Source organism: Parapedobacter sp. (genome assembly GCF_053550995.1).
Genome location: NZ_JBMQOC010000105.1, coordinates 40,548 through 57,697, shown reverse-complemented (window position 1 = coordinate 57,697; position 17,150 = coordinate 40,548). Strand labels below are relative to the sequence as shown.

Genomic DNA, 17,150 nt, shown 5'->3' with positions numbered 1-17,150 from the left:
CTATTTCGCGGATTATAAATAACATCTACTTGGAAAGAACGATACGATTCCGTCTTTTGTTACTGCTCATGCCTCTTTTGGTAGTGGCCATAAATGGGCGTGCGTTAAGCCAAGTACGCGATTCGATTGACCGCGATAGCACCAAGCTGCGGTATCCGATAAACGACCTGCCCTTCCTCAACCTTTACCAAAAAAAGCAACCCCTAGATCTTGGTGTTCCATCAAATATCGAGCGGGAGGTGATATTTGACCCCGTGACCCGCCAATACATTATCCGTGAAAAATTGGGAAACCGGCTATACCGGCCGTCGCAATACCTGACCATTGATGAGTATCGGGAATACGAACGTAATTTGCTGAAACGGAACTATTGGCGTGAGCTTTCGGATCAGCAGCTAGCGGATTACAGGCAGGATCGATTAATTCCCACAATTTATGTGCAAAGTGAAGCTTTCGAGAAAATTTTCGGCGGTAACACGATCGATATCATCCCCCGTGGGAGTGCCGACATCAGTATCATGGCGCAACGAAACAAGAACGCCAACCCCATGTTTAACGAACGACAGCGCCGACAGTGGGGGTTCGATTTCGACCAGCGCATCCAAATGAACCTAACGGGTCAAATTGGCGATCGGTTGAAACTAACTACCAATTACAATACCGAAGCCCAATTTGATTTTGAAAACCAAATCCGGCTGGATTACACCGGCAAGGATGACGATATTGTTAAACGGATTGAGTTAGGAAATGTCAGTATGCCGCTCAATACCACACTCATCAGCGGTACCCAGGCTTTATTCGGTGTAAAAACGCAGCTGCAATTCGGTCGACTGAACGTTACGGGTATTTTCTCCCAGCAACGCTCGCAACAGCGGGAAATCACCATCAAAAACGGCGCTCAGGAAAGCGAGTTCGCATTGAAGGCAGACGAGTACGAGGATAACCAACATTATTTCCTAGCCCAATATTTCCGTGAAAATTTCAATAGGGCCATGGCCTTGGCACCTATTTTAACAACCGATGTGAACATCACCCAGATTGAGGTCTGGGTAAGCAATCGCAGCAATTCGGTAGATGACTCAAGGGATGTGTTGGCGTTGATGGACCTCGGGGAATACCAGCCTTATAATACAGCGCTCATCGGCCCAGGGAATACGCGGTACCCTTCTACGGGAATACCGGGTGAGCCCGTACAATGGTATTCCAATACACTTCTCCAGGTATTACCCGCTGATGCACGGCTCACCCAATCAAATGGCGCACAGCAATTTTTCCAAGGCAACGGCGCCAATGACAACTACGCCAAGCTCACTTATGCGCGGAAGCTCCGTGAAGGCACCGAATATACCGTTGACCGGCGATTGGGTTTCATATCGCTTAATATGCCACTCAACAACGACCAAGTGTTGGCCGTAGCCTATCGCTATACGGCCGGTGGTCGTGAGTATCAGGTGGGTGAGTTCTCGACCGACGTTCCCGTGACACCTTCCCAACCACAGATGTTGGTGGCCAAGTTGCTGAAAAACGAGATACTCAAGACCAACCTGCCCATTTGGGACCTGATGATGAAAAACATCTATTCCATCGGTGCTTATGGCGTGGGACAGCATAATTTCAGGTTCAACATTTACCGTATTGAAGATGAAAGCGGCGTGGAACGACCGGCGATGTATGAGGGCCAAAACACGCAAAACAAACTGTGGATACAACTTACGGGACTGGACCGGTTGAACCCCCAAAATGCCCAACAACCCGATGGATTCTTCGATTTCCTGCCCGATATCACGATTGACCCGGAACGTGGCCGTATCATGTTCCCGCTGGTAGAACCTTTTGGTCGTGATTTGGCCAGCCAGTTCATGCCGGGTGCTGAACAGGCATTAATCGACAAATACACCTACCAAGCGCTGTATGATTCCACCAAAGTGATTGCGCAGCAATATTTCCCCAATCAAAACCGATACCTCATCAAGGGTTCGTATGAATCTGAGGTCGGCACCGAATTCCAATTGGGAGCTATTAACGTGCCACGCGGGTCGGTGCAGGTTTTCGCAGGACCGGCCCCCTTGCAGGAAGGCGTGGACTTCATGGTCGACTATGACATTGGCCGTGTACGGATCCTTAACCAAGCACTGCTCCAGTCGGGGCAGCCTATCCGCATCAAGATGGAAAACAACCAGCTATTTGGCCTGCAGCAGCGGACCATGCTAGGTGGCCGGCTCGATTATGCGGTAAATGACAAACTACAGCTAGGTGGTACCATCATGAGCCTCACCGAACGTCCGCTCACGCAAAAGGTAAATATCGGGGAAGAGCCGATTTCCAATACCATGTGGGGACTGGACCTGTCTTATAACTCGCCCTCAAGGTGGCTCACGCGGATGGTTGATAAAATCCCATTCCTCGACACGAAAGAACCCTCCTCCATCTCATTTTATGGTGAATTTGCGCAATTGCTACCGGGACACCCGCGGGCGCTGAATTTCGCGGGCACACGCAGTGGCATCACTTACATCGATGACTTCGAAAATAGCCGCTCCTTCATCGATATCAAAGGAGCCTTTACATGGCAATTGGCGGGCACCCCGCAACTTTTTCCCGAGGCCCAATTGATGGACGACCTCCAATATGGATTTAATCGGGCACGTTTCGCCTTTTACAACATAGATCCTATATTTTACCGCGACATCAACCTCACGCCGAAAAACATTGGCGACACGGAGCTGTCCAAACATCGGGTGCGTGAAGTGCTGGAACAAGAAGTATTCCCCTTCCGCGAATCGACCACCGGGCTGCCTATTTTCCTATCTACATTAGATTTGGCATTCTATCCGACCGTACGCGGACCTTACAATTACACCACCACAGGTGTAAACCCAGACGGTACACTGGCCAATCCACGCAGCCGATGGGGTGGCATGTTTCGCAAAATAGATGCACCTGATTTCGAGGCACAAAACATCGAGTTTGTTGAAATATGGATGATGGACCCGTTCTTGACCAACCCAAATTCAGATGGTGGTGATCTTTATTTAAACCTTGGGAATATTTCTGAAGATATACTGAAGGACGGACGGAAAGCCATGGAGAACGGTATGTCCCCCTCAGGCGACCTCTCACAGATCGACGAGACCAATTGGGGGCGCGTGCCCCGCAACCAGCCCGTTATCCAAGCCTTTGATAACGACCCCGCTGCACGGGCGCGCCAAGACATCGGTTTAGATGGCCTTAACGACGTCGATGAACGTGGATTCCATGGCGATTTCCTTGGCCAAATGCAGGGCATGCTGCTATCCGGGGCTGCCCAGGAACTGGCGAATGATCCCTCAGGTGATAATTTCCAGTACTTCCGTGGGCCCGAACTCGACGGACAGGATGCCGGCATCCTCAAACGCTATGAGCGATTTAATGGACCCGAAGGGAATTCGAAGACTCCCGAACAGTCGGTGGGCGTGGAAACCTCCGCGTCGACGCTGCTTCCTGATGGAGAGGACATCAACCGCGACAATAACATGAATGAGGCCGAAGAATACTATCAATACCGGATATCACTCCGGCCGCAGGACATGCAAGTAGGGCAGAATTTCATTTCTGACATGCATACGGCCAAGGTGGAACTACGCAACGGAAGTACAACAGACGTAAAGTGGTATCAATTCCGCATCCCACTTACCCAATTTGAAGATCGTGTGGGTGATATCCGCGATTTCAAATCCATCCGGTTTGTCCGCATGTTCATGACTGATTTCGCCGACACCGCCGTCGTCCGGCTAGCGCAGTTACAGCTGGTCCGAGGCGAGTGGCGCCGATACAATGCGGAGAACAATAATGCTAAAGTAATCGCCGACCCAAGTATGGGAGCTGTGCCCCTCGATCATTCGACCATTGAAGTGGCTGCCGTCAATATTGAGCAAAACGGCAATCGGCAACCGATTCCTTACGTGGTCCCACCGGGTATTGAACGCCAACTTGACTGGGGTAACCTCAACAATAATGTACAACTCAACGAGCAGTCACTCTCGCTGGATGTGAAAGACCTCCGCGATGGCTATGGCCGTGCTGCCTATCGCACTGCTACCAATGATTTCCGGGCCTATGGCCGCCTTGAAATGTTTATCCACGCCGAGGGGCAGTATTTGGAAGATGGCGAATTCCGGGCATTCGTAAGGGTGGGCACAGACGACCAGTATAATTATTACCAATACGACATGCCGTTGAAAATAACCCAACCGGGTACCCGCGACGCGGAACTCATCTGGCCGCAGGAAAACCGTATGAACATACGGATAAGTATTTTCCAGGAAGCCAAGGAAGCTCGTAACAACGCGACACTCAATGGCCAGCCGTGGCCATACAACGAACCCTTCACGTTCTTCGATGGCGAAAACCGGGTAACCATATTGGGACAACCGGACATCAGCAAGATCCGTTTTTACATGCTAGGCGTCATGAACCCGTTGCGCGATAGCGAGGTAAGCGCGCCAGGAGACGATGGCCTGGATAAATCGGGCCTATTCTGGTTCAACGAACTGCGGCTCACCGATTTTGATGACAAGGGTGGCTGGGCAGCTACCGCGCGGATGAACGCCCAATTGGCCGACTTCGCCAATATCACCGTATCGGGCAGTAAAAGTACCATTGGTTTCGGTTCGATCGAACAGCGTATCGGCGAACGAAGCCGCAGCGACGATCTGTATTTCGACTTGGTGACCAATGCCGAATTAGGTAAGTTTTTCCCTGCGGATTTCGGGCTCAGGATACCACTTTTCTTTAGTTATACCCGCCAAGTGGGAACCCCTGAATATAATCCGCTGATGCCCGACATCGAACTGAACAGCGCACTGGCGAACCTATCACGGAATAGAAGGGACTCGTTGCTGCGTGCCACCCAAGATTTTACCACACGTAGGAGTTTAAACTTCACCAACGTGCGTAAGATACGTACCAACATCGAGAAACCGGTAAGGCCGTGGGACATCGAAAATTTCAGTGCCACCTACGCCTACTCGCAAAACTACCACCGCGATTACCTCACGGAGACCGCGCTGCAGAAAAATTACCGAGCAGCATTGGATTACACGTTTGCCAGCAATGATGACCTTACGTTTGAGCCCTTTAAAAAGTGGATCAAAAGTAAACATTTGGGTATTCTCAGCGACTTCAACTTCAATTTGATGCCCTCGTTACTCAATTTCCGAATCGATGTAAACCGCATCTATAACGAGAATACGCTGCGGATAAACAATTCCGCCGACAACTTCCTGCCGGCCATGGGCACATTGTACAACAAGAATTTCACGATGAACCGTATCTACGGCATCAGTTGGAACCTATCCCAGTCGCTGAAATTGGATTTCAATGCCACCAACTATGCCATTGTAGACGAGCCCGATGGGCATTTGAACGGCCTCAAGCGGGATACGCTCTGGGAGAACTTCTGGCGGTTGGGCCGTACAACGGATTACAACCATATGCTTAACATTACCTATACGCTGCCTATCCATAAGTTACCGGGGTTGGATTGGGTGAATGTGGATACACGCTATGGCACTCAATTCAATTGGCAAACCGAGCCCCGCCTATCCATGCTCAGCAGTGACATCAATATGGGCAATAGCATCCAGAACTCGCGTACCATACAAGTAAACCCGACCTTCAATATGGCGGGGCTGTATAACAAATTCGGATTTATCCGCAACAACACCGGGTTGGATGCCAGCGGTACGGCTGCGTTTTTCACCGGCATGCTGACAAGCATCAAAAATGTCAATGCCGCTTATACCCGTGTACAAAACACTTTCTTGCCCGGGTACACGCCAAAAACGAATATGTTTGGGTATGATTTTGACCGGAATGCGCCGGGCTGGGGCTTTCTTTTCGGAAGCCAACGCGACATCCGCCAGCGGGCCGCCGATAACGGGTGGATTACCACGGATACCCTGCAAACCCAGTTGTATATGACCTCACTAACGGAAGACCTGTCTATCCGTGCGATATTGGAACCCATTCGCGACCTCAATATCGAATTGACAGCGGTGAAGCTGAATAACGAAAATTACACCACCTCCTTCCAATACTCGGCGGCGGCAAAGGATTTCCGGAGCCTCACCCCCGTTACCACGGGCAATTATAGCGTCTCCTACCTTACCCTAGGCACTGCATTTAAGGATCATGAAGCGTTATTCCGCGAGTTTGAACGCAACCGGGAGACCATTTCCCGGCGGTTCGGTCAGCTCAATCCGAATTCCCTCGGAGAAACCGATGGTTATGCCGATGGTTACGATCGCACGGCCCAGGATGTGGTGGTTAACTCGTTCCTGGCGGCTTACCGTGGGAAGGATGCCCGCAGTTTCAAACTCGGCAGTTTCCCTAAGATACCTATACCCAATTGGAACATAACCTATAATGGCCTGAATAACATACCATTGTTCAGCGAATTCCTTACTTCGCTAACCTTAAGGCACGGTTATAATACCCGCTATTCGATAAACGGCTATAACTCACTGATCCGGTATGAAGAAACGAATGGTTTCCCGTCTGTGCGGGATGTCAACGCGAATTTCCTCCCTAAGTTCCAGTTCCAACAAGTGTCTATCTTCGAGCAGTTCACACCGTTGATCGGATTTGATGCCCGCTTCAAGAATAACCTCACTGCCAATGCCGAATACCGCAGGGCGCGCACGTTGAACCTGAGCCTGCAGAATAGCCAACTCGCCATGCTCAGCGACCAGTCGTTCGTATTTGGCGCAGGCTACCGCGCCACTGGTTTCCAAATGCCTTTCGGCTGGTTTAGTGGTTTCCGCATGGACAACGACCTGAACTTCCGGTTGGATGTCTCGATCAATGACCTGAAAACATTGGTGTATCGGTCAGACATCAACGAGTCGGAAGTTTCAGCAGGTAACAAGAGCATTTCGTACCGGCCATCGGTCGACTACGTAATCAACCAACGGTTCAACATCAGGCTCTTCTTTGACAGTAACTCCGTGCGGCCTTATACGTCGCAAACGTTCGCAACCTCGTATGCCAACTTTGGGTTTAATTTGCGGTTGATGCTGCAGTAATAGAGGCCGCCTCCATTTACATTGAAGGCAGCCTCGCTTATTTTAGCGACGCCATCGCTGCAGTGCCCAGGCCATCGGCTATGCCGAGACCAGCGTTTTCAGCAAGCAGTTTAAAAAACAGTACGGACAATCGCCACGGGCGTACATTAAGGCGTTGGACAGATCAAAGGTATAGAGTTGTAAATTAATGATTTTTAGGCTATTTTTGTGATAACAAATAATTAGTGCCATGTCAGACGTGCAATTATACACGAAGTTGTCAAGCCTCCCCTCATCACTCAAGGGCGAGGTTGCTGATTTCATCGATTTCCTTATATATAAATCGAAGCAAAAAAAAAACAAGGTGACGCCAAGGATGGCTGGGAAGGCTAAAGGATTGATTGTAATGAAATCAGATTTTGATGATCCATTACCTGGTTTTGAGGATTATACGAAATGAACCTTTTGCTGGATACACATGCTTTGATTTGGTACATCACCGATAACCATAGACTACCAGCGAAAACACGGTCATTGATTGAGTTTCCCGAGAACAATTGCTTCGTTAGTCTAGCGACTTATTGGGAGATGGCCATAAAAAACTCCCTTGGACGATTGGATTTCAAAAAACCAATTGTAACCATTTTCGAGATCGTCGAACAGTCCGGATTCGAGATCTTGCCTATCAACGTGAATCATATCCTGAGAGCCACCTCTTTACCTTTTCATCATTATGACCCTTTCGACCGGATGATTATCGGCCAGGCCATTGCCGACGATTTATCTATCGTCACCAAAGACGAAAAATTTCCACAATACGAGGTAAACCTGCTTTGGTAACCTGACTCCGACTGAACCGCTTCATCTTCACTTTATTATCCACGACAAGCCATTTGCTGCCTACAAAACTGTCAAATATTGGCACAGTTTGGGTCAACTTTTGGGCCGTAAACCATCATTAACTTTGCTACTATGAAAGTAGCGATGGCAACACACATGAGCAGCAGAAACGGCGGGTATTACCTCCTGCTGATGAACATCGGTATCTGTGTTGGAGTTGTACCGCAAATGTAGCGCCCACTTCGACGGCCATATCAAACCCGTGTTTATTGCCAGTGCGATCCGTGAGATTAATAAGCGTACGCATACTCCGATCGGAATCGGGAAGAACAGTACGGGGAGGTGGGTGTATTATTTGTTGCAATCATGAGGTTGTTTGTTCGGCAAAAGATATTAATCAGTAAACCCGTTGTGCATTATTCAAAATTTAATTACCGATAAAAACAGGCACATGATCCATGATAATCTTGGATTTGTCATTTTCGGCGAATGGTTTGTCAATTTCCTCCAAGCTGATAACGCGTTTCAATACATAGATATCGTAATGGTCGAAAATTAAGGCTTCGGGCGATACAAGTTGGAAAAAGCGGAATTTGTATGGGACAATAAAATGTTCCCATTCCCCTTTAAGCTTCCAGAATTTACCCACTCTTTTTTCGTCCGTCCAAACATAGTGTCTATTTTCGTCTCTCAAAACTCCCATATCGAAAGAAGGAGCATCGGTATTCTTAGGCGCTGGGTTATATTGGATGTACCGATAAAATTGTTCTTCTCCCAAATGAGATACACCGTCAACGATAAAATATTCATTGAAAAAATACCAATATGGCTTCTCAACAACACGTTGCAAATAAGCATCCATACCGATTCGGTCATCGTAAGGAAAAGTACCAAGTTTGAACGTATCTTCTGGGCTTCCGACATAGAAACTGGTAACGACCGTTCCGCTTTCGGTCCTGTATACATCCTTGACTATACCCGTATCTGGCCGGAAGGAGAATTTTCCGGCAATGCCGTAGACGAGCAATGCCTCGCGTTCCACTGTGCCGGCAATCGAATAGGACTGGCTAAAGGAAAGACACGGGAGACACAGGATAACGAATGCCGCACAAATAAATACCTTGTTCATTTAAATGGTTTAAATTTATCAATCAATGTTTAACTCCCGTTAAAAAATTTTTTGTTTCACCGGCGGTTATTCCAGAAAAAGAAACCGCCCCAAATTTTATTTTGAGACGGTCTCTTCTAAATTCTAAACAGGTTTTATTTCACCAATGCTCCCCAGAAACTAATTTCAGCAAGTAAAATACGTGGGGGTTGAGTCGGGTTGAAATGCTCAAGGCTTCTGAACCTAATGTACCTCACCGGCACATCGGGATTGATGCCATCGCTAGGTACAAATTCAAATTCTAAACCGCTATCAGAAAGGGCGATATCTTCACCTGTAGGTGCCTGCCAGGGATCGGCAATACCATTACCTGACGGTTGAACACATTCGAAATGCCCCAGAAGCGTCCAACTACCGTCCAGACTGCCATCCGGGTTCGGATCCAAAGACCCATATATTTCAAACACCCTCGGATGGCCCCTGTTCCAACGATCGTCATTACTATTACGCGGCCAAAGCTTCATCTTCGTCAGTTTCGCTTTCAACCCCAAATCCCATGTAAATGTACCTGGTAAGCCTATAGGATCATCCGAGTGCATGAAATTGGTTGTGTTTCCGTCCCAGAAATTCGTTAAGGGATAACTACCGTTAATACCCATATCACCCGGCATACTCTTTATGCCCCAGGTTGTCTTCGGGATCAATAACACCGGATCGATCATCCTTTCGATCGTTGCCGCTTGGAATTCATCGATGGCCAGGGAGTCCGGTTTATGTGCCGTGCTATAAGACAAAGGCTTGTCGATGTCGAAATTTGGAAGCAGCGTCTCAGTTTCCGATGTATCGACGTCCGTGGTCTGGGCATTGCCGTTTATATCTGTCCAGCTCAGATGGATACCTACCTCCGAACTTTCGACCGTTCCCCAATTCAGTCTAAGATCCTGCCCATCGTAATAGGTACTCTTCAACAAACGATTGGTCAGCAAGCCCCGATAACTGTCGCCATACACCGTACCCAATACTTCAATAGGGATAGACTCATTCCCTTCGTCGTCATAGGTATGGATCATAAACGAATAGGTATTTTCGCTGATCGGGTCGATAATATAGCTGATCGTATCGAGGTCGGCAGCGACCGCCAGCTCCACCGAGTCGGTGTAGTTATTCCAGAATATCCTTGCTTTCTGTATTCTGGGATCGGTCCCCCGCAGCCAGGATATTTTAATCCGGTTATCGCCTGGAGAAACCATGGGTTGCTGTGCCGGCCCCGGATAAACCAGTCCGTTGGGAACCACATAATCCTTGTAAATATCCGACTGGCTATCGCAGGAGGCGAATCCGACGATGACCCCGATAAAGATGACTAATATTGCATTTTTCATCATAAATTATTTTGATGATTTAACGTTAATCGATTAATTCTCCCCAGAAGCTCAATTCCAGGACGTGGACCGTCGAAAATGATGCGTTGGCATAAGTAGACACGGTTCTGAACCTGATATACCTGATGGGAGTGAACGGATCCGGAGCAAAATCAGTCACGGCGAATTCGAATTCGATGCCTTCATCGGCAAAAGCAATGTCTTCCTGGGTAATCTGTGCTCCCGGCCCCGAGGGCTTCAAGCTCTCAAATCGGCCAAGCGGTATCCAACTGTCGTCAAGTTCGCCCGTAGGGTTGGGCGAAACCGAACCCCATATTTCAAATACTTTTGCATGCCCCCGCTTCCACCGGTCATCTCCGTGCTTACGCGGCCAGTATTTCAAGCGGCTTAATTTGACGGTCCTTCCCAGATCAAATGTGATGTTATGCGGCAGCATTTGGGTTTCCAAGCCATGGAATCCATCCTGATCATAATTCTCATCCCATATTCGGGTGGTTGGGTAACCTGCATTAACCGGCGGTATGTCACCGGGCAAGGTATAAGCGTTCCAAGTAGATTTGGGGATAAACTCTTCAAACCACGGGGTTACTTCCGCGGTTACCGTATCGGACAAATTACCCCACCGGTCACGAATATACATCGCAAATTCTTGTTTAACGGGATCCAATCCGTCAACACCGCGATAGGTAAATGACCCTTTGGGCGTGGAGGTATAATAGGTGATCAACTCACTCATATAGCCCAGGTTGGCCGTATCGGCCAGCAACACAATGGCCAGGTTTTCTTCTTCCGGGTTTTCGAAATCGATCGCTACGCCACCGAAGGTATCCCGGAACTTTTTCTTCGCCAATTGTACGGGAGCCGTCGTTGGGTTAATTTGCACCGTAAAAGGTGCCGATTCTTTTTCATTTTTCCCGACGGAATACAGTTTAACGTCGTAAGCACCCGGCTCGCCAAACCCCTTCAAAACCAGGGAGTCTTTGAAATAGGACGATTTTGTTTCCCGTATTTCGCCCGTTTGAATTTCATACTCCGCACGGATATACAGCAGGTTCTTATCTACGGGCAAGGTATACCGCAACACGGCTCCGCCCGGTCTATTGTCTACCGTTACATTGGTCACCTGACCGGGGGCCGGTGCGACATCGTCAATAAAATCAATGCGCCCCTCTTCCTTGCAACTGATCCATAACATGGATGTCAGTAAGATAACGATATATATAATACGATTGTTCATGATGTAATAAGTTTATGGTTACCACCCAATATTTTGCACCAGATTCGGATTCACGTCGATATCGCTGGTCCTGATCGGCCAGAAATAGTCGCGGACGCCAAATTTTTGCTCTAACAAAAGCTGGGGCTGGTACATCATCCGGTTCACTTCTTCTTCCGTTCCATCAATGGTGGACACCATCATGTTCCAGCCTTGCAACGGGGTATGGTATTCCGTCGGTGCCGTTTTCCACCGCCGTATATCCCAAAAGCGTTGCCCTTCGAACGAAAGCTCAATCAGGCGTTCCTTTTGAATGATTCCGCGCATACCAGCTTGGGTATTGTACTTCTGGTTATTGGTATACATATCCCACGATTCCTTCACGCCTTTCAGGCCAGCACGGGCGCGGACCATATCGATGTATTTAAACAATTCTGCGCTATTGGATCCGTTAGGTCCTTCGGCTTCGTTTATTGCTTCGGCATATAACAGGTACAGATCGCTCAACCGCATGACCGGCCAAGCATAGCTCGGTGAAGAGATACTGTTGATCGCATTCAACTGGGCTTCATACGGGATGAATTTCTTGGGAAGATAACCGGTCCAGTTACCCTGTCCCTGTGACCCGTCCGTTTCGCCTACTTTAAAGGCCAGGTACCGCAACGACGACGCATCTTTGTCGTTGTATTGCCCCGCGCCGAACCATACGCCGCCGTCAAAGCCTACCCAAGCATAAAAACGGGGCTCACGGTCGAAATGCATATCCACGGTGGTTCTACCCTGCCGGATATACAGGTTATCCTCGGGCTGTGCCGTTCGCAGGTTGTAAAGATCGCCGATATTTCTTGTATTATCTTCTTCGAGGGGCACACCGTTTTCGGTATAGAACATTTCCGCTATTTTGATGGGCATACCCAGCCACTGGCAAATGTCGTTGCTATTGACATACGCTGGATTCAGTTTCGGCATGGACGCATGGATCATCCCCCCACTACTGGGGATGGAAATCATTTGTGTGTTCGCCCAAATAATTTCACTGCTTGAGCGCGAATTAAACGCATTCCGGAGGGTGACATTCAAAACGGTGGTGTCGTTGTATCGGTTAGCGGCATCGTCAAACTTGTATAACATCATCCCCGCCTCATGGCAAATATCAATGGCCTCCCTGCATGCGGCCACCGCAGCCTCCCATTTTTCGACTTTGAATTCCGTGTCGAACAGCGGGGTGCCGTCATGGTTTTTCAATGTTACCTGATCATTATTACCGTTGAACAGCGGGCTTGCCGCAGTTACCAGCACTTTTGCCTTCAGCGAGAGTGCGATGGGTTTGGTAATACGCCCATAGTCGCTTGCCGGATCAAGTACGATCGTGGGCAGTTGGTCCCCTTCGGATGCCTCATCCAGCAATTGCACGATATAGCTGAAACATTCATCCACCGGCGCCCGTTCTACCTTCACCGCATACACGTCGGCGTCGACCGGCATATTTTCGCGGATCAGGGGTACCGGGCCGTACATCTGTACCAGACTAAAATGGTAATAGGCCTTTAGCACTTTGGCTTCTGCCGTCCATTGCTCGCGCTCCCAAGCCAACAGATCTGGAACGAGATGGACATTTTCCAGAAACGTATTGCACACGCGCAGTGCCTCATACATGCTGCTCCATCTTCCTAACACGGGACTGGCTGCGTTTTGCAGTCCTTCGCTGATATCCAGACCAGCGAGGGAAAAACGGTTAGAAAAGTGGGTGGTCCTTCTCGTCCATATGTCGTCCCCCCCTAAGGTCGTGGGATCACCTGACCCGCCGTTTTTCGGCATATACGAATAACAGGTTGCCAAATACTTACGGGCTTGTGTTCTCGAATTGAATGCCATATCCAATGTGGCAATCCCGTCGGGCACCACGTCTAGCCACTCTCCGCACGCAGCGGTCAGGCTCATAATAGCGGCAAATAGTATGATTCTTATTCTTTTCATATCGCTTACTCACTTAACTAGTTAAAATTAAAATTTAACCCAATGTTAAACACCCGCTGGTTAGGATATCCCAACCCGTTGCCGGCCATTTCCACATCCCACATTTTAAATTTACTGAAAACGAGCAGGTTGGTTCCGCTGAGATAAATCCGGAGATTATTCATCGCTATCCGTTCGGTTAACCGATTGGGCACGGTGTAACCCAACTCGGTCTGCTTAAGGCGTAGAAACGTTCCATCACGCATAAACCACGTGCTTGTTGTTATATTATTTGAGTTCAACGTCGGACTTAACCTTGGCCACAACGCATACACATTTTGGTTTTCTTCCGACCAATAGCTGTCGGCATAGTCTTGAAGAATTTGGGCCTCATTAATAAATGGGGCTGTAAGAGCAGGGTCGATCCAAAACGATTGCCGTGTTGCCCCTTGGAAAAATACCGAAAGATCAAACCCCTTGAATCCAGCTGAGAACCCGAACCCATAAACAATTTCAGGAACGGTAGGATGACCTAAGGGTACCCGATCGGCTTCGGTAACCTGGCCGTCGCGGTTTACATCCAAGTACTTGATATCGCCTCCGCCGTATTCAGACGTACCGATATATTGTGGTGGCGAACTGGCCGCTTCCTCATCATCCACAAAAAGCCGCTCGGCAATATAGCCGGTTGCCTGATTCAAGGACATGCCCACCCTAGAGCGCCACGGTTCGTTGTATTCCGGCTCTTCGTACACATCGTATCGGCTGGTCGCATAGGTGAAATTCGCGCGTGCCGAAGACCAGAAGTCCTGGTTCCAGTTTTTCTGGTATTCCAGCATCATATCTACCCCTTTGCCCGATGCTTCGCCTACATTGGCCCGTGGAGTTGCCGTCAACCCCATGGTATTGGGAATACTCGACCGGGTCATCAGGATATTGTCCCTTTTTTCCGTAAAATATTCGGCAACGATATTCAGTTCATTCCACAGGCCCAGCTCCAATGCAAAATTCTGTTTATAGGATTTTTCCCAAGATATATAGGGGTTGGCGTATCGGTTAACGGTGATGCCATTATAAACCGTATTGTATTCTGATCCGAAGATGGCCCTTCTTCCGGCATTGTCCATATTCACTTCGGAAAGGTAGAAGAATCGGTCAGCGGCTGTACCGATCTGGTCGTTCCCGATTAAACCGTAGGTGTAACGTAGTTTGAGGTTACTAACCACAGGTTTGATATCTTCCCAGAACTTTTCGTTGGAGACGAGCCAAGCGACACCCGCCGAGGGGAAAAAGCCAAACCGATTCCTTTTTTCAAAACGTTCACTTCCGTTATAGCCGAAGTTGAACTCAGCAAAATAACGGGAGTCATAGGAATAGGTGGTCCGTCCAGCCAAACCGATATTTCTGGAAGGAAGCGACAATTGCAATGAGCCTGCATTGGCCGTCAAGGTCTCCCGCGCCTGGAACACCCACATATTGCTGATGTTGTGTTTCCCGAAATCACGGACATAATTTAGGCTTCCTTCAAAATAAAATGAGGAATATTGTTCCCGTTCGCCAGGTAATTCGCCGTAATCTAAATATTCGGTACCAATATGGGTTTCCATTAACTTATAATCGCCGGTTAACCGGTTATACCTGCTAATTTCATGAAAAAACGGATTGTAACCCCTATTGACGGCAAACTGCGATAAACGACTGATATTCAACATCCCCCTGCCAGTCAGTCCCTGGGTAAGGAACCCTAAATCCTGCTTCAACTCGACCTGTGCCAATATCTGCGAACGCGACTTCTCTTTGTAGCCGCGCACCATTTCGGCATAGGGGTTGATTTTGCTGTTGTCATAGTTGCCGAACAAAATATGTTGCGCATACTGGAAGTCTTCGTCGGCCGGGTAATACGCCGGGAAAAGCACCGGGTTGGAATGTACCATTAACCAATACATGTCGGCCCCCCCACGTATAGGCCCTTTGTATTCTTCGAAATTGGCACTCAAGCGTACGATCAATTCGGTGTTTTTGGTCAGATCAATATTCACGTTCGAACGCAAGTCGTAATTATTGATGGCAATGTTGTTATTGAAATTATTGCGCTTGTCGACATTCAGGATCCCGTTATCGCGATTGAAGGAACCGGCAACGTAGTAACGGGCAACGCCCCCACCTCCGCTGACATTCACATTGCTGCGCTGATTCATCGTATAGTCCTTGAACAGCATTTCTTTCCAGTCGTTTGCCGGGTAGATAAGTGGATACTTGCCAGCCTCGGTCATTTCAATCTTTTCCTGCGAATAGAGAATGCTCCCTTCCGGATCGCGGGTAAGGATGGCTTCGTTGTGCATTTTCATATACGTCACGGGGTCGGCCACATCGACCGTCCGCGTGGGAGCCGATATTGAATTCTCAACGCGGAAGGAGAATTTCGCCGGACCTTCTTTACCCTGTTTGGTCGTTACCAAAATCACCCCGTTTGCGCCACGGGAGCCATACAACGCGGTCGCGGTGGCATCTTTCAGTATGGAGAAGCTTTGAATGTCGTCTGGGCGCAGGCGAGCCAAGTCGTTTGCGGAGAGTTCGATCCCGTCAATCAATATCAACGGATTGGTGTTGGTTCCAAAGGTGGTGATCCCCCGGACAAAGAAATCGGCATTGTCTTGCCCCGGTTCGCCGCTCCGCTGATACGCGATGATCCCCGCGGCCTGGCCCGCCAATGCCGTGGTCAGGTTGCTGGAAGGCACTTTTAGATCACCGGGGCTAATGGACGTGACCGAACCGACCACCTCCTTCTTTTTCTGTGTACCGAAACCTACCACCACCACGTCGTCAAGCATGGAAGACGATATTTCGAGCACCACATCGATTTCGCGTTGGCTTCCTACGGTCACTTCTTGTGTTTCATACCCCACCATCGTAAATACAAGTATCGCAGCTTCCGGTATCTCCAATACATACCGGCCATTTAGGTCGGTACTGGTTACCATACTCGACCGATCTTTCACCGATACCGTTACGCCGGGAAGCGGGGTGCCGGACGTATCGACGACAATCCCCTGAACGGTGGATTGTTGCCGTAAGCTGGCAAGGATCCGCTCCCGGCTTGCTTTACTGGCGTTTCTTTTCAGAATAACCACCTTCTCGTCTTCCTTCACCAGAAAGTCGAGGGGAAGGCCTTTCAAGCTTTCGGCAAGCACCTCGCGGATATTATCGGATTCGATGGAAATACTGATCGCATCGAGCGTTTTGATATCATCGCGGTTATACAGAAAGGCGTATCCGGTTTGCCGCTGTATATCTTTAATTAATGCGGTTACACTACCGTTGGACATGTCCAGGCGAACGGTTTGCGCCACTCCTTTTGCATGGATTTGAAGGGAAGCGAATACGATAAAAAACGCGGTGATTTTCAAATGCAGTAAAAAACTAGTAACAGGGGATACGCTGTTTCTCCCCATAAAAGAAAAAAATTGCATAATTTTGATTTCGTTTAGCTATATAACAATAACCTAAAAGTGATCGCAAAGCTTTATAGGTGTTACTGAACTGGACGAATCAGCCACACCGGTTGCCCCCGGTGTGGTTTCTCCAGGTTTATCATGGTCGTATAT

The 17,150-nt window shown here is 48.7% G+C and carries 9 protein-coding genes; 4 read left to right on the top strand and 5 right to left on the bottom strand.

What is annotated here, in order from left to right; genetic code table 11:
• Positions 1-68 precede the first annotated feature (68 nt).
• From sov to ACO1NT_RS13995, 4 genes are all read left to right on the top strand, one after another.
• Positions 69-7,064: a T9SS outer membrane translocon Sov/SprA gene (gene sov / locus ACO1NT_RS14010; protein ID WP_449049359.1), complete on the top strand. Its 6,996-nt coding sequence runs from the start codon at positions 69-71 to the stop codon at positions 7,062-7,064.
• Positions 7,065-7,137: 73 nt separating this feature from the next.
• Positions 7,138-7,239: an AraC family transcriptional regulator gene (locus ACO1NT_RS14005; protein WP_449049358.1), complete on the top strand. Its 102-nt coding sequence runs from the start codon at positions 7,138-7,140 to the stop codon at positions 7,237-7,239.
• 54 nt (positions 7,240-7,293) lie between these two features.
• Positions 7,294-7,503 (top strand): type II toxin-antitoxin system VapB family antitoxin, encoded by a 210-nt coding sequence (gene vapB / locus ACO1NT_RS14000; RefSeq protein WP_449049315.1) that lies wholly within the window; start codon positions 7,294-7,296, stop codon positions 7,501-7,503.
• Positions 7,500-7,883 carry a type II toxin-antitoxin system VapC family toxin gene (locus ACO1NT_RS13995; RefSeq protein ID WP_449049314.1) on the top strand — a complete coding sequence of 128 codons (384 nt, stop codon included), beginning with the start codon at positions 7,500-7,502 and terminating at the stop codon, positions 7,881-7,883. The genes vapB and ACO1NT_RS13995 overlap by 4 nt, the downstream gene beginning before the upstream one ends.
• A 427-nt stretch (positions 7,884-8,310) precedes the next feature.
• Here ACO1NT_RS13995 and ACO1NT_RS13990 read toward each other — a convergent pair whose 3' ends face one another.
• The 5 genes from ACO1NT_RS13990 to ACO1NT_RS13970 form a co-directional block, all read right to left on the bottom strand.
• Complete coding sequence (locus ACO1NT_RS13990; RefSeq protein WP_449049312.1) at positions 8,311-9,012, bottom strand: hypothetical protein; 702 nt, start codon at positions 9,010-9,012, stop codon at positions 8,311-8,313.
• Between the two features lie 134 nt (positions 9,013-9,146).
• Complete coding sequence (locus ACO1NT_RS13985; RefSeq protein WP_449049310.1) at positions 9,147-10,376, bottom strand: DUF4998 domain-containing protein; 1,230 nt, start codon at positions 10,374-10,376, stop codon at positions 9,147-9,149.
• 22 nt (positions 10,377-10,398) lie between these two features.
• Positions 10,399-11,610, bottom strand: coding sequence for a DUF4959 domain-containing protein (locus ACO1NT_RS13980; protein ID WP_449049308.1), 1,212 nt, complete (start codon positions 11,608-11,610; stop codon positions 10,399-10,401).
• 18 nt (positions 11,611-11,628) lie between these two features.
• A complete protein-coding gene (locus tag ACO1NT_RS13975) occupies positions 11,629-13,566 on the bottom strand; it encodes a RagB/SusD family nutrient uptake outer membrane protein (RefSeq protein WP_449049307.1) in 1,938 nt (645 codons plus the stop codon).
• A 17-nt stretch (positions 13,567-13,583) separates the two neighbouring features.
• Positions 13,584-16,997, bottom strand: a complete 3,414-nt coding sequence (locus ACO1NT_RS13970) for a SusC/RagA family TonB-linked outer membrane protein (protein WP_449049305.1) — start codon at positions 16,995-16,997, stop codon at positions 13,584-13,586.
• Between the last annotated feature and the right edge of the window lie 153 nt (positions 16,998-17,150).

What these genes read in the sequence shown, in the direction of transcription:
- ACO1NT_RS13985 (WP_449049310.1), bottom strand. Translation starts at nt 10,376, where the DNA reads ATGATGAAAAATGCAATATTAGTCATCTTTATCGGGGTCATCGTCGGA.
- ACO1NT_RS13990 (WP_449049312.1), bottom strand. Translation starts at nt 9,012, where the DNA reads ATGAACAAGGTATTTATTTGTGCGGCATTCGTTATCCTGTGTCTCCCG.
- sov (WP_449049359.1), top strand. Translation starts at nt 69, where the DNA reads ATGCCTCTTTTGGTAGTGGCCATAAATGGGCGTGCGTTAAGCCAAGTA.
- vapB (WP_449049315.1), top strand. Translation starts at nt 7,294, where the DNA reads ATGTCAGACGTGCAATTATACACGAAGTTGTCAAGCCTCCCCTCATCA.
- ACO1NT_RS13975 (WP_449049307.1), bottom strand. Translation starts at nt 13,566, where the DNA reads ATGAAAAGAATAAGAATCATACTATTTGCCGCTATTATGAGCCTGACC.
- ACO1NT_RS13980 (WP_449049308.1), bottom strand. Translation starts at nt 11,610, where the DNA reads ATGAACAATCGTATTATATATATCGTTATCTTACTGACATCCATGTTA.
- ACO1NT_RS13970 (WP_449049305.1), bottom strand. Translation starts at nt 16,997, where the DNA reads ATGGGGAGAAACAGCGTATCCCCTGTTACTAGTTTTTTACTGCATTTG.
- ACO1NT_RS13995 (WP_449049314.1), top strand. Translation starts at nt 7,500, where the DNA reads ATGAACCTTTTGCTGGATACACATGCTTTGATTTGGTACATCACCGAT.